This is a genomic window from Mesorhizobium erdmanii (assembly GCF_013170725.1).
In the GTDB taxonomy this organism is placed as follows: domain Bacteria; phylum Pseudomonadota; class Alphaproteobacteria; order Rhizobiales; family Rhizobiaceae; genus Mesorhizobium; species Mesorhizobium erdmanii.
This window is the reverse complement of the sequence record NZ_CP033361.1, coordinates 5,937,261-5,958,480: the sequence shown is the minus strand read 5'-3', so window position 1 is coordinate 5,958,480 and position 21,220 is coordinate 5,937,261. Positions and strand designations below refer to the sequence as shown.

Below are 21,220 nucleotides of genomic sequence, written 5' to 3'. Positions count from 1 at the left end.
ATCTGTCGCCTTTCGGTGATGCCGCGAATGGTCGCAAGCCTCCGGCAGTCCAAAACACCGCGCAAACGGAAGGCTCTTCCATCAATCCGGTCATTCGAGGATCGGGTCCGCGTGGCTCGATGTAGCAGCCATCCTGGCCTCAAGGCGCGCGGCCTTTTCAGGCGTGTCGATGTATTGAGATAACCTCGGCCGGAGACCGAAAACATTCCGGCAGATGATATGCACCTCTTTCCCCAAGTCGCTGCACTCTAGTGGTGATGGTCGGCACGAGCGCGCCATGGGCGCGGATCAGGTCGTCACTAGAGCGATCCTGGCCGATGGTCATGCGATAGGAAAACTGCGCGATCGTGCGATTGAGTTGCCGCACCTTGTGGCTGTCGGAGATATCGCGATGGCGCGAGATCATGTTCACCGGCCTGCGCTTGCTGGAACCGCGCACAAGCATGTGCCGAAACCGGGAAGATCAGCTCGACCTCGCCGGAATGCTCGTAAGGCGTACGCGCATGGAACGCCTGACGCGGATCGTAGCTGCAGACCGGATTGTCCGATGTGAGGAAAGGCGTGCTTGTCCTGTTGTGGAGCACCTCGAAGCCGAGGCGGAAACAGAGGTCGCCGAAATCCTTGAACTCACCTTTCATTGCCAGCAGCGTTTCACGTGGGTTGACGCCTATCGGCACGGTGTCGAACTGGCCCACATAGCGCTCGAGCGGCGGAGGAAGGACGCCGAGTTCTTCGCCGATCTTGTGCTCGCAGCGAATTTTGGCCTCGATCATCAGCGCGTGCCGATCGCGCGTCGCCGGAACACGCGCGCGCAAGATCGTTTGCATGCCGAGCACGTTGAAGGAGATGGGGGCCGACAGGCCGCGTGCCGCGAGCGCCCGCACCGTTTCCGGCCATCCGGTCTCGATGGTGTTCCACAGATCCTCGAAACAATGGTTTTCCTGACCACCCCCGGGCAGCTTCTGGGAATAGTAGTCTCGCTCGAAACCAATGGCCCGTGGATTCATTGGCGGCAGCGGGTCTTCGGGCGCCTCGCAAAGATAGGCCAGAACTCGGCCCCGGTCATCCGCGAAGCCGTTCATATAGACGGCCGAGATAAAGTGATGTCGGCGGTTGGTCCGGTTGGCATTGCTCCCCACGGGATTGATCATGCTGAACGGCCGCACATCATCATCTACGGGCACGTTGCCCCATGCGCCGAAGTATCTGGAAGCCCTCGCCATTTGCGCTTGCGTGCTCCTTTTGTCCTTAATTCTTACGCACCAGACAATATCTGATCTGATTCTTATGAACGCGACCACAGAATCTTCTTGGCATTGCTCATATCTGACTGAAGTATCGAGCAAATTGCAGGCCTGCAGCACGGCGGCGCAGCCTATCTGGAGCGTCGGCTTTGCGCCTGATGTAGGCCGTAGAGGTTAGCCGTGACATTGCCCGAAAGCGGACGTCTCCCACGGCGAGCTTGAAATTCGACGTTGTACCAATCAACGAACCCACTCCCGCGGACAGGCGCTAGCTTTGTGGCTAGTAGATATGCGGCGACGTCGATGCCCTGCTACTTCTGACCCCTTCTTAAGTACGCGGTCGTCGAAGCAGTTCCGGCGGCTCTTTCCGACAAGATCGCAGACGCCCATTCCACCGACCCTCCACGTCAGCGTCGACATCCGATAAGCGCCGTTGCCGACTCCGGCGTGAACGAGATGAAATCAACAAATTCCTGCAACGGTGGCGGTTCGCTTGACTCTTTCCTGCAAAGTGCTCGGATACGAGGCGGGGGAGTTGTTCAATGTCAAAGGTGATTTATCTGACCGGGGCTCCGGCCGCGGGGAAAAGCTCCACGACTCGTTTGCTTGCCGAAAAAATCCCCGACTTGCTAATTTGGGAATATGGGGCTCGGCTAACGGAATATCTAAAAGACAGGTGTTCAACGGTTCAGAGTCAAGAAGACCTGCGATCGCAGTCGGCGGGTCTGGTGACGCCGCAGGACGTGGCGGAGGTAGACAAACTGCTCGCTACTTTTGTCGACAATCATCGTTCGACACGGCCAATCATCATCGACAGCCACCCGGTGACGAAGGAGGTTTACGGCTACCGCATCACAGCTTTTTCCTTCGAACAGATTGCCCGGTTGAAGCCTGACGAAATCTGGGTCGTTTTTGCCAGTCCAGAGGAAACACGAAAACGCATCGCAAATGATCCGGGCGGTCGTCCTATGATCAGCGATGAAGAAGCGCGAATGCATACCGGGCTACAGGCCTCGGTTGCGACGACCTATGGCATCATTACAGGCTCGCCGGTATATCTATTCGATACTGGGCTTCCTCGCGAAACTCTTATCGAACGCATGCTGGGGAGGCTGTCATGACAGGGATCCCGAATGACCGGATCCGCGTCGATTTGCGCAGGGCGATCAACGCCGTTTCAGACGTGGTGCAGAATCGGCCACGCCCTCTGCGGGAGTTTGATCAGATCCACATGAAATCCGGCGACATGGTGCTTCAAAGCGAAATGGTTGCGGACTGGGCTGACGGCAAAAGGCTTGCCTTCATCGGCGACGGCGATGCGATCAGCGTCTGTGTCGCCTATATGAAACGTCGAGGCGTGCTCAATTTCGGCCCATCAAAAATAACCGTTTTCGATTTTGATGAGAGGACCGTCCAAGCCGTCAAACGGTTCGCGGATAAGGAGCGTATCGAGAACCTGGATGCCGAGCTCTACAACTGTTTCGACGCATTTCCATCGGTTACGAAATACGATTGCTTTTACACGAACCCGCCCTGGGGTCAGTACAATGACGGTGAAAGCGTCAACCTCTTTGTAGAGCGAGGCATCGAAGCCGTCGGCTACGATGGGGATGGAATGGTTGTCATTGCTGATGACGATGAACTCGCCTGGCCCAAACACGTCTTAGCTAGGGTGCAAGCGTTTTCGCGCGAGCGCGGGTTTTACGTCTCAAAGATGCAGCGGAAACTTCACACCTATCACTTGGACGATGCCCCCGATCTATGCTCGTGCAATCTTTATGTCAGTGCGCTTGCGGAAAACAAGGCGAACGTGGTTCCAAGTCAACCTGCAACGCCACAGCGTTTGGCGAATTTCTATGGTCGATCGAAAGAGCTTCGGGTGAAGTACGTGCGAGAGAAAAAAGTCCTAAACTACGGCATGGCCCATGAAGATGAGTATTCACTTGAACTGCTGAAAGGCACACCATGACGGCAATCATCAAACCTGGCGCTGGCGTTTTGTTCATGAAAGTGGGAACGCATGCCAACGAGGACCTCGATTCCATCATCGCCAGAAAGACAAAGGAAATCGAGGACGCCGGATACGGGATGTGGGGATATGGGGGGAACACGTGCCACCCGCGTTCAATGGTTCAGCCATTTGCCGAGATCTTTGAGCAGCGCGGCCAGCCGATTCACCTCGTCATGGAGAAGATGACCTCTCGACATTTCGCCGAGCAGCTGAGAGCCGACGAATACTCCGCCGATAACCTGAACTGGACCGAGATACCGCCGGACATCCGCGTTCTCGGATCCAGATTCGCTCTCGTCATCAAGAGTCTCGAGAAATGCGAAATGTTGTTACCGCTGAACCAGACCCGCGTCCCGGTCGGCAGGAGCATGGGTAGGATCGGCAGCCGGTATCTCCGCGGGCAGGCTGACAAGGCTTGCCTTGAGGTTCTCGATCATCCGGAAGTCGTCAATGATGGCGATCGGAAAGAGGTCGGGATCAGCCTGGTGGCTGAACTCATGCCGCCCTATGCGGTTTTTCTACGCAACAAGACCTGAGAGATCGTTGGCGCCGACTAGCACTTTGCTCGCGACTTTCCTTAGGTCTGCGATGTAGCTGCGAAGGCCTTCTTCGATCGAGGCGAGATCGATCACCGAGGATCGACAGGCGAAGCACGCGGTCAATGCTCGATCAGCGGCTGGTTCAGCGCAAATATGTTGTCGCAACACGACGGGCCCAAGTTGGGCCAGGATCGTCGCGATCAATTGCTCAAGACAGGCGATTGATCCACATGTGAGCTTATCGGCCGCCAGTTCCTCGATGGCCCGAACGGCTCGTTTGTCGCCTGTGATGAGGAGTTTCAGCCCGCGACTTATCAGAATTGCCAGAAGCTGGCTCTCGCCACCGTCGAGTTCCAGGTTGCGCGCTTGCGCTGCTGCCTCGAAGGATGCGGCGAGATGAATTTCCGCCTCGTCAGGTTCGACAATCCCTAAGTCCTTAAGCACCCGTTCCAGCGCAGCAAGCGCGGTCTCCTGACTCTGCAGGGACCGGTCGCGTTTAATGCGCCCTAAGACCACATAGCGTGCCAAGGGAAGCATTGCCGGTGTACCGCCATATTTCGCGAGCGTTGTGATCAGCGCGGCGTCGAGGCCGTAGCAGCAGACCTTTAGGACGACGTCGTTGTCGACGAGCGGGTCAGCCATCGTTGCCCATGACCGAGCCAAGATATTCTATCGATTCATCGCTGAGGTTTCCCCAATTCAGCTCGCCAGCGGCCATCGCGTTGATCTCCCGCCAGACGGGCTTGCGTTCCGAATAGACGTGTCGGAGTGCTGCGTTGGCGACAACCCAGTCGTCACGGACGTATCCTGTACATAGCGCCAGCGTGCCGGGCTCAATCCCTCGAGATGGTCCGGCCTCTAGGCAGGCCTCGGCTAACCCGCGGGCACTGAAGTTATCGATGTTCGTCGTGATGACGGGTTCGGCGGAACCCGTCAGGAGTTCAAGACCGTAACGGTCCGCTTCTTGCTCCTCCTGGTCTTCGCTGCCGAATGATGAATCGCCGATATCGACGAGGGTCTTATTGTTGCCAATGTGGCCCAGGGCGGCGTGGCCGATCTCATGCGCAAGCGTGAACGCAATTGGAGCGGGATAGAAGGCATCGCGACCAAGCAAAATAGCGTGACGGCCCTCCACTTCGACGACCATGGCGCGCATCGCCTTAATCCGGAGGGGGAAAACACGCAGGTGGATCACTGGGACACCCAATCCCCAGCACGCAGAGATCAGGCCGACGAGGTCGACAACGGATCGCCCAGATAGGATTGCGTTCCGCAGCGTGATCGCACCGATCGCTTCCATCGATCGCACACGAGGCGTCGCCCTTAGCAGAAGCCGTCCGACAGCGTTTCCAAAAGAGGCCAGAGCGCCGCGTTGAACAGCGTCGCCAGCCGTAAGATTTTTGAAGCGAGTATCATCTTGCCAAACAAATTCCACCCGCGCGCCCAGCAAGGACTGAGGCTCAAGCCCGAGTCTGCGAGAAAGAGCAAACCTTAGCTCTGTGCGGGCCGAGGCGCTGGATGCCGCCTCATCGCTCCACCAGGACGGCCAAGCCGCCCTTATGGCTTGGTCGCTTAACCCTGCATCCTTGAGCTCTTTGATCAGGGCCTTGGAATCCGGATCCACTCTATCCTCTCGAATGACGCCGGAGCGATGGGATGGTCGCTTAAAGCAAGCAGCCCTGTTGGGCGTGGGATGGCTCCGCCAATTCACTCTCGTGTCTGGCACGATCGACGAATTGTAACCACTCGTCCACCGAGCCATCAGTGAGATCGTCGATGCAACTAAATTCTGGGGAACAATCTATAGGATCTGTAAGCCTGACCCAATAGGCAGCTACAAGCCACGCTTTCAGGTTTGCCTCATATGCGCTCGCGCCTTCCCCTTGTGAGGCTCGCTTGAGCAGCGCGGTGACTTGCGACGCGCCGACCGGAGCGCCAGTGCCCCCGGCGTTTCGGTAGGCAGCCGGATCGAACTGCTCTCCGTGCTGGATCAAAAGTGGTTTGTCCGACCAACACATCAACGCGAAATGTCGGGACTTCGGGCCGCTCGCACTTTCGGCGCGACTGGTGACGAGCACGTGGCGCGGCATCGGTCGAATGGCGCCATCTACATCGAAGTAGCGCCGCCAGGCGACGATTCTTCCCGGATTCACGTCGACCGCCTTTGGGCGACTTTTCATGATCGAGAATACGGCCGCAACCGGCTCGCCAAGCCTCGCCAAAGCTCCCGTGATCACGGCGGGGGCATTTCCGACCCCCCAGCAAAACATGCCTCGTCCGGCTCGCCGCTCCAGTTCTTTACGACGGACGATAGCCTCGAGGGCCTGCCCAGCCTCTGCCTGCATGCGTGACCAACAGACGTAATCTTCGCCCATCCTGCTGACCGTCTTGCGAGGGGAAGGCATCTCCCAGCGCGCCTCAATTGAATCCATCGACTTCTTCCCAATCAAGCCCGCGAAACTGTCAGCGCGACGCCACAATCGCAATTAAAAAACGCAAATAGCCGAAACCTTCTCGCTTAAACCCTGTTTACATCTGCAGGATAAGCTGTGCAAAACATATCTGCTCTTGTTTCCATATTGTCCCATGAAAACCGGTCGACCACCCAGCTGGAACCCTGTCGCCTCGCTTGGCCGCGCGGTCTGGACCGACGTTCTGCCCCTCGCATCGAAAGGGCGGGTTGTGTTGCCCGTGTTTGTTCGTGCTCAATTCGACTGGCTTAGCGTCACAGGCTCGACATTGCTGGCCGTAGTTGAGACTGGTGCACGGGCCGAAATCCTGCCGTGGGTGCCACACGGAGAAAAGGCGATCACCGACCTGCAAAGCATGATCGATATGGCGGAGGAGCGAGACAAGGATGAATTGGCGTTGGCCGCCATGGACAGGTTCATTCGAATGTCGATCGACGCGGCAGGACGCACTATTCTGCCTTCACCTCTGGCGTCATATCTCGATGCTGAGACTGCAGGTTGCGTGCGCGTAGTTATGCGAAATTCGCGCTTATGGTTCTGGTCGGAGCGCACATGGCAAGCCGAACGGGCAAAGCGCGTTGCTCTATTGGCTACGCAAGCTTCGACGGTAATCCCTTCGTCTACCTCTGATAGCAATGCGTCCATTCGGCAAGACTGACACCGAACAGCGAACAAAACAAGAACATTCCGCAATTTGACGACAAGTTCGAATCCGACGGTCCTCGCGAGTGGACATATGATCTCGCTGGAGAGGGTCTCAGAGAGACACGGGTCCCCACGCCTGCCGGACCGGCGGAGCTGGCGGGTAGCGACCGCAAGTAGCACGCCGCCGCAAGGTCGCTGGGAGCGGGCCGCCTTATGACCGAAATCACTCATTCTCCCGGCAAAGCGGTCAATCCGTGTGCGGCCCAAACCAGCCAGGTTCGTCACGGGTTAATCGACCCTTCTTGTGGACGACGAGACACCGCGGAGGGAATACTAGTCCTCCTCCTGGTCCTTAGGTTCACCAGACCATACGAGAGAATACGAAGGAAATGCGTGGCCAACATAACGTATTGATTTCCTGTGGAAAACGATGACCCTCCAGGCCTGCAACATTGGTCGCCCAGTTTCGGTGTTTTCGACGGGGTTCAGTGTGATTTTCGGAGATTGGAGGTTCGTCTCGTCGTTTGGCGAACCGTCGCTGCTGGCTTCCAAACTAGACCCTCGCGAGGATGTATGGACATCAGGCTTGCCTCGCGTCCCCCGATTGAGACCACCCGCGAGTTTTTGCTCTCGAGTTCATCCAGATAATCGGCCCACCATTGCATCATCCTGACGCGCTCTTCCCAGTGCTCTGCCCGGGCATAGGCGCGCCGAACGTCGTTGTTCTCAATGTGGGCCAGCTGCCGCTCTACGGCGTCCGGGTGCCACTTGCCGCATTCGTTTAGCAGAGTTGATGCCGTTGCTCGAAAGCCGTGCGCGGTAGCTTCTTCTTTGCCATAGCCCATACGGCGAAGGGCGGCGTTAAGCGTGTTGTCGGAAATCGGACGCGAACCCGATCGAACACTAGGAAACAACAGCGATCCACCACCAGAGATTTCTCTAAGTGAGGTCAGGACGCTGACGGCCTGCGTGGAAAGAGGTACGCGGTGCGGCCGTCGCATCTTCATGCGTCCTTCAGGGATGCTCCACACCGAGCTTTCGAAATCGAACTCGTCCCATCCGGCCGCGCGCAGCTCGCCGGGGCGGGGAAATAGCAGGGCCATCAGCTTCAGAGCGGCTCGGGTTGTAGGCTGTCCGTCAAATGCATTAATCGCCCTCAGCAAGCCTCCCAAGGCCTTAGGATCGGTAACCGCGGCACGGGGCGTGACCGTCGGACCGACGAGTGCGCCCCTCAGGGCGATCGTCGGATCTACATCGGCGCGTGCGGTTGCGATTGCATATCGAAACACGCTGCCGATGGTGGAGCGCATTCGCCTGGCCGACTCGTATCGACCACGAACCTCCACGCTGCGGAGAGCGGCAAGAATTGTGGCCGGATCGATCTCCCGAACGCTTTTGTCCCCAAACGTTGGATAGGCAAAGTCGAGCAGCCATTTGACCTTGGTGATGGTCCGGTCGGCACGTCCCTCCTTCTTCAGCTTGTCGACATAGTCCTCCGCGATTGAGCGAAAGGTGTCCTCCGCCGAAGCCTTTTGCGACTTACGCTCCTGTGCGGGGTCGATGCCACGTAGGAGGAGACGTTTGGCGGTATCGCGCGCCTCGCGTGCCTCAGCGAGGGAGATGAGGGGATAGCTGCCCAACGCCAGAAGCTTCTGCTTGCCGCCAAAACGATAGGCGAGGCGCCATAGGCGAGATCCGGTAGGCTGCACCCAAAGCTGGAGCCCGCCACCGTCAGACAATTTCACGAGCTTGGAAGCGGGTCGGGCATTACGGCATTTTACGTCGGAAAGAGCCATTTTCGGGACCTCCATTTGGCTGCATCGATACCATCAGGATCTCCAATACCAGCGAAAATACCAGCCCCCCGCCTCGTTGGACCAACTGCGCCGAAATTCCACGAAACCCGACCATCCGCGCTTTCGGCACCGAAATCAGTAAGTATTTCAGCTAGTTGCCGAGACAGAAGCGTAGAGCCTTCGGCGAAAGAGACTGTCGGGAGAAGAGGGGATGGTGCCCAGAGGCGGATTCGAACCACCGACACGCGGATTTTCAGTCCGCTGCTCTACCAACTGAGCTATCTGGGCCTGTTCCGGCTAACGAAAACTCGCGCTCCGGATTTCAGGAGCGCCGTGGGCGCCCCTTGAAAGCGCGTGGGTTATAGCATGGGAATCCGGCCTGTCCAGCGCCTAGGTGTCGATTTCCGGCAGGAAAAGAAATGCCGTCCGATCCGCTGGTTTCCACGCCGCGCCCTGGCCTACCTGGCACCCGCCAGGCCCTTGCGAAAATCGGACGGTGTCATGCCGGCCAGCTTGCGGAAGGATTTGTTGAAGGCGCTGAGCGAGCCGAAGCCTGAGTCCATGGCGACGCGCAGCACATTGGCGTCCTGGTGCATCAGAAGCGCCTGCGCGTAGCTCAGCCGCAACAGGTTGACATACTCGTTGAGCGTCATGCCGGTCGATTTCTTGAACAGGCTCATGGCGTATTTGGGGTGGATGTCGGCCGCCGCCGCGATGTTCACGCAATCGATATCGTAGAGGAAATTCTCGGCGATGAAATCGCACATGCGCCCGACATTGCGCGACGATTGCTGGTCGAACGCGCTGCCGGCTTCTTGTCCGGCCGTCGTCTCGGGCACCAGCCGGTAAGGCTCGAACCGCACCCGCTCCAACCGCAGCAGAAGTTCGTTGACGGCGTGCTCGGCCTTGGCCGGATCGCCCGAGCGGGCATAGCGGTTCCAGCGGGCGAAATTGTCGTTGTCGGACTGATCGGTGGCGCTGGTCACCAGCGTCGCGCCGGTCATCAGCCGGTGGCGCACATCCGCCGGCAGATGCAGCCGGAAGAAATGCACCAGTGGCAGATGCGCGCCGGCATAGATGGCATCGTCGCTTAGATCGTCCATCTGGTGTGGCAGGCCGCCCCAGAAGAAGCACATCTCGCCGGCCGAAAGCGAAATCTCGTGCTCGTTCATGCGGTAGTGCACGTTGCCGCGCACGATGAAATTCACCTCGACCTGGGCATGCCAATGCGGCTTGAGCATTACCAGCGGAGCGGTGTGAAACATCTGCAGGAGCAACGGCAGCCCTTCCACGCTGCTGGCGCCTGGCTGGTAAAATGGCCGATCCGGCATCTTACTTTCCGCCAATTCCGTCTTCCCTTTGTCGGCGACAAGCCTTCCGCGCTGCCTAGTCTAGCCGGGCTCGCAGAGAGAGCAAATGAAATGGGAGGATTTCAATGCGCATCACACTGACATGCGCCGCGCTCGCGCTTGCCCTGGGCTCCGCCGCCCCGGCATTTGCGCAGTCCGGCGAACTGACGATCTGGAGCTGGGATGTTGCCGCTTCGTCGCTGAAGGCGACGGTTGCCGGCTTCAACAAGCTGCATCCCGACATCAAGATCACGGTCCAGGATCTCGGCAACCAGCCGACCTACGACAAGTCGATCGCCGGATGCGCCGCCGGCGGCGTCGGCCTTCCCGACATCCTTTCGATCGAGAACGGCGAGGCCGAGAACTACTGGAGCCAGTTCCCCGACTGCTTCGTCGACCTGCACACGCTGGGCTACACGGCGGAAGACCAGAAGAAATTCCCCGACTTCAAGCGCACCGAACTCGAGGTCGGCGACAAGGCCTATGCGATGCCCTGGGATTCCGGTCCGGTCGCCGCTTTCTATCGCCGCGACTTCTACGAGAAGGCCGGTGTCGATCCGGCATCGATCAAGACCTGGGACGATTTCATCGCCGCCGGCAAGAAAATCCAGGCTGCCAATCCGGGCGTCTCGATGACCAACGCCGATTTCAATGGCGACACCGAATTCTTCCGCATGATCTCCAACGAGCAGGGTTGCGCCTATTTCGCCGAGGACGGCCAGTCGATCACGGTCAACCAGCCGAAATGCGTCGACACCCTGAAAAAGATCAAGGACATGAAAGACGCCGGCATCGTGTCGTCCGCCGACTGGGGCACCAAGATCACCAACAACACGGCCGGCACCGTCGCCACCCAAATCTTTGGCGGCTGGTATGAAGGCACTATCCGCACCAATTCGGCCGGTGAAAGCGGCAAGTGGGGGGTCTATCTGATGCCGAGCCTCACCGCCGACGGCCCGCGCGCCGCCAATCTCGGCGGCTCCTCGCTCGCCATCACCTCGGCCTCGAAGAACAAGGAAGCGGCCTACGAGTACCTGAAATACACGCTGGAGACCAATGAGGGCCAGATCACCATGCTGAAGGATTTCGGCCTGGTGCCGTCGCTGATCTCGGCGCTGGATGATCCCTATGTCTCGCAAGGCCTGCCCTATTGGGGCGGCCAGGCGGTGTGGAAGGATATCCTGGCCACCTTGCCCAAGGTCGTTCCCAGCCGCGGCACCCAGTTCCAGAGCGATGCCGAGATCGTAGTGCGCGCGGTGCAGACCAAGTACCTCGCCGGCGGCTATCCCGACGCCAAGGCGGCACTCGACGACGCGGCCAAGCAGATCGCCGCAGCAACCGGACTGCCGGTCAAGTCCTGACCTCCCAGGACCGGATCCGGGCGGCGCCATGCCGCCCGGATCCGCCTGTGGGCCTGTCTGAAAACACCTCACATGAAGGAGGGGGAAGATGCGCAACCGCAACGCCACGGCCTATCGCTTCCTCACGCCCTATCTCTTGATCTTCGCGATCTTCTGGGTGTGGCCGATCATCTCCTCGTTCATCATCTCGTTCCAGGCGACCCGCACCGTGCCCTGGCGCTTCGCGCCCGGCTTCAACTGGGGCCGTCTGATCGGCGATCCGGCCTTCTTCAACGCGCTGAAGAACACGCTGCTTATCCTCGTCATCCAGGTTCCCGTAATGATCGCGCTGGCCATGGTGATGGCGGTGCTTCTGAATTCGCCGCTGTTGAAGGCGAGGGGGCTTTACCGCTTCGCCTTCTTCGCCCCGGTCGTGGTGGGCGAGGTTGCCTATTCGGCGGTGTTCCGGCTGATGTTCAGCCTCGATTTCGGCATCGTCAACAAGCTGTTGAACAGTATCGGGCTGCCCAAGATCGACTGGTTCTCCAACGTCACGCCGGCCATGGCGCTGATCATGATCGCGGTCACCTGGCGCTGGGCCGGCTACAACGCCATCATCCTTCTGGCGGGCATGCAATCCATCCCCGAGGATGTCTACGAGGCGGCGACGCTCGACCGCGTCAGCAAGCTCAAGCAATTCGTCTACATCACCTTGCCGCTGTTGAAGCCGGTCATCGTGTTCTGCCTGGTATTGTCGATCATCGGCACCATGCAGCTGTTCACCGAGCCCTTCCTGATCACCGAGCGCGGCGGGCCGGGTGGCGGCACCGAGACGCTCGGCCTGCTGCTCTATCGCCAGGGGTTCCGGTCGCTCAATTTCGGCTACGCCTCGGCCGTCGCCTACACCATGGCGGGGCTGGCGATCGCGATCACGCTGCTACAATTGTGGCTGACGAGGGAAAAGCAATGAGCTCGCTCTCCTCCGCCCGCCTCAGGCGCAGCATCGCGCTGCATCTCTTCCTGACGCCGCTGGCACTGATCTGGCTGTTTCCGCTGTGGATGATGGTGGTCTTCTCGACCATGCCCGACAATGGCATCTTCAGCCCCGGCATCGAGCTTTTGCCGCACGGCAATTTCGTCGACAATTTCAACAATCTGCAGCGCGACACCAACTTCGTCGGCGCCATCGGCATCTCCGTCTCCGTGGCGGTGACCTACACCTTCCTGTCGGTGCTGCTGACATCGATGGCCGGCTGGGCGCTGGCCCGGTACCAGTTCTTCGGCAAAGGCGTGGTCGTCGCCATCATCTTCGGCACCATCACGCTGCCCTATGCGGTGGTGTTGATCCCGCAATTCATCATGGTGGCGCGCGACTTCCAGCTCGCCAACACCTGGGTGGCGCTGATCGTGCCGCCGCTGTTCAATTCGCTCGGCGTGCTGTTCATGCGGCAAAGCTTCTCGATGATGCCGGACGATCTGTTCGATGCCGCCCGCGTCGAAGGCGTGAAGGAGTGGCGCATTTTCGTCTTCGTTGCGCTGCCGCTGGCGCGTCCGATGCTGGCGGCGCTCGCGATCATCCTGTTCCTGGCTTCCTGGAACAATTACCTCTGGCCGCTTTTGATCAACAGCCAGCCGGGCTCGATGACGGCGCCGGTGGCGCTCGGCACGCTGATCGGCCTCACCAAAGTGTCGTGGGGCGGCATCATGGCAGGCGCCGTGATGCTGACCGTGCCGATGCTCATCGTCTTCGTGCTCCTGCAGCGTCATTTCATCGCCGGCATCGCCGCCGGGGCAGTCAAGTAAGAGGCAGCATGGCAACCGTTACGCTGAGCAATGTCGTCAAGCGCTTCGGCGCCTTCACAGTCGTCCATGGCGCCAGCATGGACATCAAGGACGGCGAATTCGTCGTCTTCGTCGGACCGTCCGGTTGCGGCAAGTCCACGCTACTTCGGATGATCGCTGGGCTCGAAGACATCAGCGGCGGCGACATCGCCATCGGCGGCAAGTTGGTCAACGATGTCGAGCCGGCCGAACGCGGCATCGCCATGGTGTTCCAGTCCTATGCACTCTATCCGCATATGAGCGTCGAGCAGAATCTCTCGTTCGGCCTGCGCATGACCGGCAATCCCAAGGCCGACACCGACCGGCGGGTCAAGCGCGCGGCCGAGATCCTGCGCATCAGCGAATTGATGGAGCGGCGTCCGAAAAAACTCTCCGGCGGCCAGCGCCAGCGCGTCGCCATCGGCCGCGCCATCGTGCGCGAGCCGCAGGTGTTCCTGTTCGACGAGCCGCTCTCCAACCTCGACGCCGAACTGCGCGTCCAGATGCGGGTTGAAATCTCGCGCCTGCACAAGGAACTGGGCGCCACGATGATCTACGTCACGCACGACCAGACCGAGGCGATGACGCTCGCCGACCGGATCGTCGTGCTGCGCGCCGGTCATATCGAGCAGATCGGCCGGCCGCTCGATCTCTACGACAATCCCGATAATCTGTTCGTGGCCGGTTTTGTCGGCTCGCCGAAGATGAACTTCATAAAGGCTCATATTGTCGGGCAGGATGCGCGTGGTGTGGTGGTCGAACTGGCGGGCCAGGACAACGCCCGTATCGTGCAGCCGCTCACCGATGTCACGCCGGAAGTGGGAAGCAAGGTCATCGTCGGCGTGCGGCCCGAGCATTTCGGCGGCGCCGGCGAAGGCGACACCGACCTCGTCGTGGCCATCGACGTGATCGAGCATCTCGGCGGCACGAGTTTTCTCTACGCCCGGACGAAGAATGGCGAAGACGTGGTGATCCAGCGCGACGCGGCGAAGGTTCCCACCACCTCCGAGATCACCGTTTCCATCCGCAAATCCTACCTGTTCGACGAAAAAGGGCTGCGGCTGCGCTGACCGGCCGCCCTTCCAAGCTTTCAAGGAGAATGACAATGACCGCAACCACGCCCATTCGCTGGGGCATTCTCGGCCCGGGCAGCATTGCCCAGGTCTTCGCCGGCGGCGTGGCCGCTTCGCGCACCGGAAAACTGGTCGCCATCGGCGCGCGCAATCCTGGCAAGCCCGGCCTCGCCGAGGCCTTTCCCGGCGCCCGCATCGTCGATGGCTACCAAGCGCTGCTTGCCGATCCCGACATCGATGCCGTCTACATCTCGATACCGCATCCCGGCCATGCGCAATGGGCGATAAGGGCGGCGGAAGCGGGCAAGCATGTGCTGTGCGAAAAGCCGCTGGCGCTGACCGCCTTCGAGGCCGACGCCATGATCCATGCCGCACGCAAGGCCGGCACCTTTCTCGGCGAAGCCTTCATGTACCGGCTGCATCCGCAGACGTTGAAGCTGGTGGAACTGATCAAGTCTGATATCATCGGCGAGATCAGGATGATCAAGTCGAGCTTCGGCTTTGCCATGCCGCGCTTCATGCCGCAGCACCGGCTCTACGCTAACGATTCCGCCGGGGGCGGTATCCTGGATGTCGGCGGTTATACCGTCTCTGTGGCGCGGCTGATTGCCGGGGCGGCGGCAGGCCTCCCCTTTGCCGAGCCCGACAAGGTGGTTGGCACCGCCCATCTCGGCCAGTCCGGCGTCGACGAATGGGCCTCGGCGCTGCTGCATTTCCCCAGTGGCATCGTCGCCGAGGTCTCCTGCAGCATCTCGCTCAACCAGGACAATGTGCTGCGCATCCTTGGCACCAAGGGCCGCATCGAGGTTCCCGACTTCTGGTTCGCCGGGGGAAATCGCGATGTCGGCCTCGGCCGGATCGACGTGATCGGCGCTGACGGCTCCAGCGAGACGATCAGCGTCGACGAAAAGCGCCATGTCTATTCCTTCGAGGTCGACGGCGCCGGCGAGGCGATCCGCGCCGGGCGGCAGGAATTCGCCTGGCCGGGCATGGGCTGGGCCGATAGCCTCGGCACCTTGCGCGTGCTCGACAGATGGCGCGCCGCCGTCGGGCTGGAATACGAGATCGAAAAGGCCCCTTTGCGCATCAACACCATTTCCGGCCGGCCGCTGCGGTCCGGCGGAACGGCGATCGGCAAGCGCGCCATTCCCGGCCTGGCGAAACCGGCGTCGGTGGTGGCGCTCGGCTTCGAGGACTTCCGCACGTTCTCCTCTGGTTCTATCCTGCTCGATGCGTTCTTCGAAGCCGGCGGCAATCTCTTCGACACCGGTTTTGTCTATGGTGCGGGCTATACCGAAAAGCTGCTCGGCGAATGGCTGAAGAACCGCGGCGTGCGCGAACAGTCGGCGATCATCGCCAAGGGTGCGCATTCGCCGCTCTGCTATCCCGACGTGATCGGCAAGCAGCTCGCCCAGTCGCTCGACCGCCTGCAGACCGACCACGTCGACATCTATTTCATGCATCGCGATAATCCGGACGTGCCGGTCGGCGAGTTCGTCGATGCCATGGATCGCGAAGTCAAGGCCGGTCGCATCCGCGGCCCGTTCGGCGGCTCGAACTGGACGATGCAACGCATGGACGAGGCGATTGCCTATGCTGAACGGACCGGCAAGCAGAAGCCCGGCGCGCTCTCCAACAATTTTTCGCTGGCCGAAATGCTGGAGCCGATCTGGGCGGGTTGCGTCACCTCGTCTACCGACGACTGGAAGGCCTGGCTGACATCGAGGCAGATGCCGAATTTCGCCTGGTCGAGCCAGGGCCGCGGTTTCTTCACCGAGCGCGCCGGGCGCGACCGGCGCAACAGCGAGGAATTGGTGCGGGTCTGGTATTCGGAAAAGAATTTCGGCCGCCGCGACCGCGCGATCGAGCTTGCCCGCAAACTCGGCAGGAGCCCGATCCATGTCGCGCTTGCCTATGTGCTGGCGCAGCCTTTCCCATCGGTGCCGCTGATCGGGCCGCGCACGCTGGGCGAACTGGACGATAGCCTGCAGGCGCTGGACATCGCGCTTTCGCCGGCGGAACTCGAGTGGCTGGACGGCGGCAGCCTGCACGCGGCCTGATACCTGAACAAGGATCAAAGGGCGGCGTCAGCTCGCGTCGTCCGACAGCCTGACCCCGCGCCTGGCCGGGGTCCGCAGATTGGCATACATGCCGGTGGTGCGGAATTGGCTCGGCGTCGTGCCGTAGAGGCGGCGGAAGACCTTCGAAAAATAGTTGGCATCCTCGAAGCCGCACAGGATGGCGACTTCCTTCACCGGCAGGAAGTCTGCCTTGGTCAACAGCTTCGCCGCGCGCTGCAGGCGCTGCTGCAGCACGAACTCGGCCGGCGGCAGGCCTTCGCTCTCGGCGAAGCAGCGCGAAAAATGGGCTCGGCTGAGGCCGCTGATCCGGACCAGCTCCGCCACCGGCAGCGGTTTGTCCAGATTGGCGTTGATATGGTCGATGACCGGCTGCATGGCGCTCAGTTTTTCGGCAAAGGCATGGGAGCCGAAGACATCGTCATAGAGCGCCATCGCCGCCTCGTAGGCGATGGCTGACGCGGCACCCGGCGACGCCGCCCCCTTGACCAGACGCAGGCTGCAATCGGCAAGGTGATCGATCGTCGCCGGCTGCAGCCGGAACACCGGACCGGAGACGCTCAGGATCGACTTGTGGATGCGCAGCGCCTCCTCGCCGTTCATCGAGATCCAGAAATATTCCCAGCGCTCGTCCCTGGCCAGCCAGTAGCGATGGTTGTGTGGTACCAGCACCAGCAGCGTGTCGTTCTTCTGCAGCCGGTAATCACGGTTCTCGTAGCGCAGCCGACCGGTGCCGCTGATCGTATGCTGGAGCACGGTGAAGGGCGTCTGGCCGCGTTTGCGCCCATCCCAGTCGTAGATCTCTTCCTCGCGCACTTCATAGCCCGTGCTGGTCGGCATGGCGTGCAGGCGCTGGCGGCCGCGCGGCAGCGAGATCGTGCGCATCGACTGTCCGTTGGCGATCAAATCATGCAGCACAAAATTACCCTCGAAAGCATAATCCTTCTCTGGCCGTGTCCGCGAATAAGCGCATAATCGGGTCTTCAAGAACGCGAAGAACCCGCGGTCGAGGAGCGGGGCGGGAGGAGAACAGCCGGATTCCGGCTTGAATGGCACGCATGCCTCGGCATGTGGCCATATCCTCCCTTGTTGCTCCTTGCCTAGCATTCGATCGGATCGAGGTGAAGGTGATGAGTTTCAAAATCGCTATTATCGGCGCCGGCAGTGTCGGATTCACCAAGAAACTGTTCACCGACATTCTGTGCGTACCCGAATTCCGCGATATCGAATTCGCGCTGACCGACGTCAGCGAGCACAATCTCGGCATGATCAAGGCGATCCTCGACAGGATCGTCGAGGCGAACGGATTGCCGACCAGGGTGACGGCGACCACCGATCGCCGCAAGGTGCTCGAAGGCGCGCGCTATGTCATCAGCTGCGTCAGGGTCGGCGGCCTCGAAGCCTATGCCGACGATATCCGCATTCCGTTGAAATATGGCATCGACCAGTGCGTCGGCGACACGATCTGCGCCGGCGGCATTCTCTATGGCCAGCGCAACATCCCAGTCATTCTCGACTTCTGCAGGGATATCCGCGAAGTCGCCGCGACCGGCGCCAAATTCCTCAACTATGCCAACCCGATGGCGATGAACACCTGGGCGGCGATCGAATACGGCAAGGTCGACACGGTCGGCCTCTGCCACGGTGTCCAGCATGGCGCCGAGCAGATCGCCGAGGTGCTGGGCGCGAAGTCGAGGCACGAGCTCGACTATGTCTGTTCCGGCATCAACCACCAGACCTGGTTCATCGATTTGCGGCTGAATGGCCGCAAGATCGGCAAGGACGAGCTGGTAGCCGCCTTCGAGGCGCATCCGGTCTATTCGCGGCAGGAAAAGCTGCGCATCGATGTCTTGAAGCGCTTCGGCGTCTATTCGACCGAGAGCAATGGCCATCTGTCCGAATATCTGCCCTGGTACCGCAAGCGGCCCGACGAGATCACGCGCTGGATCGACATGTCGGACTGGATCCATGGCGAGACCGGCGGCTATCTCCGCTACTCGACCGAAACCCGCAACTGGTTCGAGACGGAGTATCCGCAATTCCTCGAAGCGGCGTCGAAGCCGATCGATCCCGCAAAACGCTCCAACGAGCATGCAAGTCACATATTGGAGGCGCTGGAGACCAATCGCGTCTATCGCGGGCACTTCAACGTCAGGAACGATGGCGTGATCACCAATCTGCCGCAGGATGCCATCATCGAGTCGCCCGGTTTCGTCGATCGCTTCGGCATCAACATGGCTGCCGGTATCACCCTGCCGGAGGCTTGTGCCGCCACCTGCATGGCCTCGATCAATGTCCAGCGCATGTCGGTCCATGCTGCGATATCGGGCGACATCGATCTCTTGAAGCTCGCCGTCCTGCACGACCCGCTGGTCGGCGCGGTGTCGACACCGGAGGAGGTCTGGCAGATGGTCGATGAGATGGTCGTCGCTCAAGCCGCCTGGCTGCCGCAATACGCGCATGCGGTTCCGGCTGCCAAGGAGCGGCTGTCGAAATCCGCGGTCAAGACCCGCGAATGGGCCGGTGCCGCGCGGCGAAACGTGCGCTCGATCGAGGAATTGCGTGCCGAAAAGGCCGCGCTGAAACAGGCCGGCTGAACCTCATACGGCGACGGTGGACCCACGGGAGGCGGATCCACCGCTGCGGAGCCTTTGAATTCGAGGAGAAGCGGAGCAACTGCAAACGCTCCGGAATAATCAAGAGGGAGAGAGACAGTGAGGACTTTAGGCAGACTTGGCATTTTTGCCGGACTGGCGCTGGGCGTCTCGGTCATGGCACTGAACGCATACGCTTCCGAACCGACCGTCCCGCCGACCCCGGCGACATTTCCGGCCGAGGGCAAGATCAAATACGTGGCGCGCGACTCCATCCTGGAGTTCAAGGCGCTGCCGGAATATCACGAGCCGGATTGGGTGACCGAGAAATACGTCAAGACCGGCAAGCTGCCGCCCGTCAAGGATCGGCTGCCGAAGGAGCCTATGGTCTTCAAGACAGCCAATATGCCCGATGGCATTGGCGTCTATGGCGATACGATGCGCCATGTCATTGGTGGACGGCCGGAGGGCTGGAACTATGGCGCCGGCCAGACGCAAGGCTGGGGCGGCATCGACATCGGCCTTTCCGAATGCCTGACGCGCACGGCGCCGCTGTTCCAGGTCGAGGCCAAGGACACGGAGCCGCTGCCGAACCTCGCCAAAAGCTGGGACTGGTCGAAGGACGGCCACAAGCTGACCATGCATCTGATCGAAGGCGCCAAATGGTCTGACGGTGTCGCCTTCAACGCCGACGATGTCATGTTCTACTGGGATGACGAGGTCGTCGACCCGAACGTTTCGCCGCTCAACGGCGCGACGCCGGAAACCTTCGGCGTTGGCACGACGCTGAAGAAGATCGACGACTACACCGTCGAGTGGACCTTCAAGGACGCCTTTCCGAAACAGTACCTCTACGCCATGGCCTACGGCACGTTCTGCCCCGGCCCCGCGCACATTTTGAAGCCGCAGCACCCGAAATATTCGAAAAACACCTACGACCAGTTCAAGAACGCCTTCCCGCCGGAATATATGAACATGCCGGTCATGGGCGCCTGGGTGCCGGTGGAATACCGGCCGGACGACATCATCGTCATGCGCCGCAATCCCTACTATTGGAAGGTCGACGAGAAGGGCAACCAACTGCCCTACCTCAACGAGTTGCAGTACAAGCTGTCGACATGGGCCGATCGCGACGTCCAGGCGGTTGCCGGCTCGGGCGACTTCTCCAATCTGGAGCAGCCGGAAAACTTCGTTGCCTCGCTGAAGCGCGCCGCTGAAGCGAACGCGCCGGCACGGCTCGCCTTCGGACCGCGGCTCATCGGCTACAATCTGCGCCTGAACTATTCCGCCAATGGCTGGGGCAACCCGGACGAGCGTGGCCAGGCGGTCCGCGTGCTGAACCGCAACGAGGATTTCCGCAAGGCCATCACCATGGCGCTCGACCGCAAGGCGCTCGGCGACTCTCTGGTCAAGGGCCCGTTCACCGCCATCTACCCCGGCGGCTTCTCCTCGGGTACCAGCTTCTATGACCGCAAGTCGACCGTGTACTATCCCTTCGATCTCGCGGGGGCCAAGGCCGAACTCGCCAAGGCCGGCCTCAAGGATACCGACGGCGACGGTTTCGTGAACTTCCCCGCCGGCACTGCCGGTGGCAAGAACGTCGAGATCGTGATGCTGGTCAACAACGACTACGGAACGGACAAGAGCCTGGCCGAAGGCGTCGTCGCGCAGATGGAGAAGCTTGGGATCAGGGTCGTGCTCAACGGCCTCAACGGTACGCAGCGCGATGCCTCGCAATATTCCGGGCGTTTCGACTGGCTGATCCGGCGCAACGACCAGGAACTGACCTCCGTCGTGCAGAACACCGAGCAGCTTGCGCCGGTCGGCCCGAAAACCAGCTGGAACCATCGCGCGCCGGAAAGCGGCGAGGTCGACCTGATGCCATTCGAAAAAGACCTCGTCACCCTCGTCAACAAGTTTGTCGCGTCCGCGGACAATGACGAGCGCGCCAGCCTGATGCGGGAGTTCCAGAAGATCTCGACGGAACATGTCTACAATGTCGGCCTGACGGAATATCCCGGCGCGCTGATCGTCAACAAGCGCTTCTCCAACATTCCGCAGGGCACGCCGATCTTCATGTTCAATTGGGCAGAGGATTCGATCATCCGCGAACGCGTCTTCGTCAAAGCGGACAAGCAAGCCAAGTATGAGCTTTTCCCAGAGCAGCTTCCCGGCAAACCGGGTGACAAGGGTCCGATGTAAGGTTTACCTCCCCTGACCAAGACAGACCCGGCCGCGCCGCTGGCGCGGCCGGGAAAG

The 21,220-nt window shown here is 60.5% G+C and carries 18 protein-coding genes and 1 tRNA gene; 11 read left to right on the top strand and 8 right to left on the bottom strand.

Annotated features, from left to right (window positions below; all coding sequences use genetic code 11):
• Positions 1–299 precede the first annotated feature (299 nt).
• Entirely contained in the window at positions 300–1,223 is a 924-nt protein-coding gene (locus EB233_RS28695) for a DUF4238 domain-containing protein (protein ID WP_244277778.1), read from the bottom strand.
• Positions 1,224–1,786: 563 nt separating this feature from the next.
• Here EB233_RS28695 and EB233_RS28690 point away from each other — a divergent pair.
• From EB233_RS28690 to EB233_RS28680, 3 genes are read left to right on the top strand one after another with little or no spacing between them, the layout of a single operon-like run.
• Entirely contained in the window at positions 1,787–2,365 is a 579-nt protein-coding gene (locus EB233_RS28690) for an ATP-binding protein (RefSeq protein WP_064987392.1), read from the top strand.
• On the top strand, positions 2,362–3,213 hold the full coding sequence (locus EB233_RS28685; RefSeq protein WP_064987393.1) for a bis-aminopropyl spermidine synthase family protein: 852 nt from the start codon (positions 2,362–2,364) through the stop codon (positions 3,211–3,213). The genes EB233_RS28690 and EB233_RS28685 overlap by 4 nt, the downstream gene beginning before the upstream one ends.
• On the top strand, positions 3,210–3,791 hold the full coding sequence (locus tag EB233_RS28680) for a hypothetical protein (RefSeq protein WP_064987394.1): 582 nt from the start codon (positions 3,210–3,212) through the stop codon (positions 3,789–3,791). Before EB233_RS28685 ends, EB233_RS28680 begins: the two co-directional genes overlap by 4 nt.
• Here EB233_RS28680 and EB233_RS28675 read toward each other — a convergent pair.
• From EB233_RS28675 to EB233_RS28665, 3 genes are read right to left on the bottom strand one after another with little or no spacing between them, the layout of a single operon-like run.
• Complete coding sequence (locus EB233_RS28675) at positions 3,774–4,436, bottom strand: hypothetical protein (protein ID WP_064987395.1); 663 nt, start codon at positions 4,434–4,436, stop codon at positions 3,774–3,776. The two genes, EB233_RS28680 and EB233_RS28675, sit on opposite strands and share 18 nt — an antisense overlap.
• Positions 4,429–5,418, bottom strand: coding sequence for a M48 family metalloprotease (locus EB233_RS28670; protein WP_064987396.1), 990 nt, complete (start codon positions 5,416–5,418; stop codon positions 4,429–4,431). The genes EB233_RS28675 and EB233_RS28670 overlap by 8 nt, the downstream gene beginning before the upstream one ends.
• Positions 5,419–5,458: 40 nt before the next feature.
• Positions 5,459–6,226 (bottom strand): hypothetical protein, encoded by a 768-nt coding sequence (locus tag EB233_RS28665; RefSeq protein ID WP_155765429.1) that lies wholly within the window; start codon positions 6,224–6,226, stop codon positions 5,459–5,461.
• Between the two features lie 253 nt (positions 6,227–6,479).
• Between EB233_RS28665 and EB233_RS28660 the strand changes: the two genes are divergently transcribed.
• A complete protein-coding gene (locus EB233_RS28660; RefSeq protein ID WP_171892271.1) occupies positions 6,480–6,923 on the top strand; it encodes a division/cell wall cluster transcriptional repressor MraZ in 444 nt (147 codons plus the stop codon).
• A gap of 472 nt (positions 6,924–7,395) precedes the next feature.
• Here the strand turns inward: EB233_RS28660 and EB233_RS28655 are convergent, their stop codons facing one another.
• The 3 genes from EB233_RS28655 to EB233_RS28645 all read right to left on the bottom strand — a co-directional run bounded on the left by EB233_RS28655 (position 7,396) and on the right by EB233_RS28645 (position 10,037).
• Positions 7,396–8,706: a tyrosine-type recombinase/integrase gene (locus EB233_RS28655; protein WP_064987417.1), complete on the bottom strand. Its 1,311-nt coding sequence runs from the start codon at positions 8,704–8,706 to the stop codon at positions 7,396–7,398.
• 212 nt (positions 8,707–8,918) lie between these two features.
• Positions 8,919–8,994, bottom strand: a tRNA-Phe gene (locus EB233_RS28650).
• Positions 8,995–9,164: 170 nt separating this feature from the next.
• The gene (locus EB233_RS28645; protein WP_027056279.1) at positions 9,165–10,037 is read right to left on the bottom strand and encodes a helix-turn-helix domain-containing protein; all 873 of its coding nucleotides are present in this window, start codon (positions 10,035–10,037) and stop codon (positions 9,165–9,167) included.
• A 104-nt stretch (positions 10,038–10,141) separates the two neighbouring features.
• Here EB233_RS28645 and EB233_RS28640 point away from each other — a divergent pair, with 104 nt between their 5' ends.
• The 5 genes from EB233_RS28640 (at position 10,142) to EB233_RS28620 (ending at position 16,349) form a co-directional block, all read left to right on the top strand.
• A complete protein-coding gene (locus EB233_RS28640; RefSeq protein ID WP_064991271.1) occupies positions 10,142–11,416 on the top strand; it encodes an ABC transporter substrate-binding protein in 1,275 nt (424 codons plus the stop codon).
• Positions 11,417–11,504: 88 nt separating this feature from the next.
• Positions 11,505–12,365, top strand: a complete 861-nt coding sequence (locus tag EB233_RS28635; protein WP_064991272.1) for a carbohydrate ABC transporter permease — start codon at positions 11,505–11,507, stop codon at positions 12,363–12,365.
• Positions 12,362–13,198: a carbohydrate ABC transporter permease gene (locus EB233_RS28630; protein WP_064991273.1), complete on the top strand. Its 837-nt coding sequence runs from the start codon at positions 12,362–12,364 to the stop codon at positions 13,196–13,198. The genes EB233_RS28635 and EB233_RS28630 overlap by 4 nt, the downstream gene beginning before the upstream one ends.
• Positions 13,199–13,206: 8 nt before the next feature.
• The gene (locus EB233_RS28625; protein ID WP_064991274.1) at positions 13,207–14,286 is read left to right on the top strand and encodes an ABC transporter ATP-binding protein; all 1,080 of its coding nucleotides are present in this window, start codon (positions 13,207–13,209) and stop codon (positions 14,284–14,286) included.
• Positions 14,287–14,321: 35 nt separating this feature from the next.
• Entirely contained in the window at positions 14,322–16,349 is a 2,028-nt protein-coding gene (locus tag EB233_RS28620) for an aldo/keto reductase (RefSeq protein ID WP_064991275.1), read from the top strand.
• 27 nt (positions 16,350–16,376) lie between these two features.
• On the opposite strand, the gene EB233_RS28615 is transcribed toward EB233_RS28620, so the two are convergent.
• Positions 16,377–17,285 carry an AraC family transcriptional regulator gene (locus EB233_RS28615; protein WP_064991276.1) on the bottom strand — a complete coding sequence of 303 codons (909 nt, stop codon included), beginning with the start codon at positions 17,283–17,285 and terminating at the stop codon, positions 16,377–16,379.
• 212 nt (positions 17,286–17,497) lie between these two features.
• Here EB233_RS28615 and melA point away from each other — a divergent pair, with 212 nt between their 5' ends.
• Both melA and EB233_RS28605 read left to right on the top strand, forming a co-directional pair.
• On the top strand, positions 17,498–18,964 hold the full coding sequence (gene melA / locus EB233_RS28610; RefSeq protein WP_064991277.1) for an alpha-glucosidase/alpha-galactosidase: 1,467 nt from the start codon (positions 17,498–17,500) through the stop codon (positions 18,962–18,964).
• A gap of 174 nt (positions 18,965–19,138) precedes the next feature.
• Complete coding sequence (locus EB233_RS28605) at positions 19,139–21,163, top strand: ABC transporter substrate-binding protein (protein ID WP_425487722.1); 2,025 nt, start codon at positions 19,139–19,141, stop codon at positions 21,161–21,163.
• Positions 21,164–21,220: the final 57 nt, after the last annotated feature.

Excerpts from the sequence above, each read along its gene's own strand:
- EB233_RS28675 (WP_064987395.1), bottom strand. The coding sequence starts at position 4,436 with ATGGCTGACCCGCTCGTCGACAACGACGTCGTCCTAAAGGTCTGCTGC.
- EB233_RS28640 (WP_064991271.1), top strand. The coding sequence starts at position 10,142 with ATGCGCATCACACTGACATGCGCCGCGCTCGCGCTTGCCCTGGGCTCC.
- EB233_RS28685 (WP_064987393.1), top strand. The coding sequence starts at position 2,362 with ATGACAGGGATCCCGAATGACCGGATCCGCGTCGATTTGCGCAGGGCG.
- EB233_RS28605 (WP_425487722.1), top strand. The coding sequence starts at position 19,139 with ATGGCACTGAACGCATACGCTTCCGAACCGACCGTCCCGCCGACCCCG.
- EB233_RS28680 (WP_064987394.1), top strand. The coding sequence starts at position 3,210 with ATGACGGCAATCATCAAACCTGGCGCTGGCGTTTTGTTCATGAAAGTG.
- EB233_RS28630 (WP_064991273.1), top strand. The coding sequence starts at position 12,362 with ATGAGCTCGCTCTCCTCCGCCCGCCTCAGGCGCAGCATCGCGCTGCAT.
- EB233_RS28645 (WP_027056279.1), bottom strand. The coding sequence starts at position 10,037 with ATGCCGGATCGGCCATTTTACCAGCCAGGCGCCAGCAGCGTGGAAGGG.
- EB233_RS28635 (WP_064991272.1), top strand. The coding sequence starts at position 11,505 with ATGCGCAACCGCAACGCCACGGCCTATCGCTTCCTCACGCCCTATCTC.
- melA (WP_064991277.1), top strand. The coding sequence starts at position 17,498 with ATGAGTTTCAAAATCGCTATTATCGGCGCCGGCAGTGTCGGATTCACC.
- EB233_RS28625 (WP_064991274.1), top strand. The coding sequence starts at position 13,207 with ATGGCAACCGTTACGCTGAGCAATGTCGTCAAGCGCTTCGGCGCCTTC.
- EB233_RS28655 (WP_064987417.1), bottom strand. The coding sequence starts at position 8,706 with ATGGCTCTTTCCGACGTAAAATGCCGTAATGCCCGACCCGCTTCCAAG.
- EB233_RS28665 (WP_155765429.1), bottom strand. The coding sequence starts at position 6,226 with ATGGATTCAATTGAGGCGCGCTGGGAGATGCCTTCCCCTCGCAAGACG.
- EB233_RS28620 (WP_064991275.1), top strand. The coding sequence starts at position 14,322 with ATGACCGCAACCACGCCCATTCGCTGGGGCATTCTCGGCCCGGGCAGC.
- EB233_RS28695 (WP_244277778.1), bottom strand. The coding sequence starts at position 1,223 with ATGGCGAGGGCTTCCAGATACTTCGGCGCATGGGGCAACGTGCCCGTA.
- EB233_RS28690 (WP_064987392.1), top strand. The coding sequence starts at position 1,787 with ATGTCAAAGGTGATTTATCTGACCGGGGCTCCGGCCGCGGGGAAAAGC.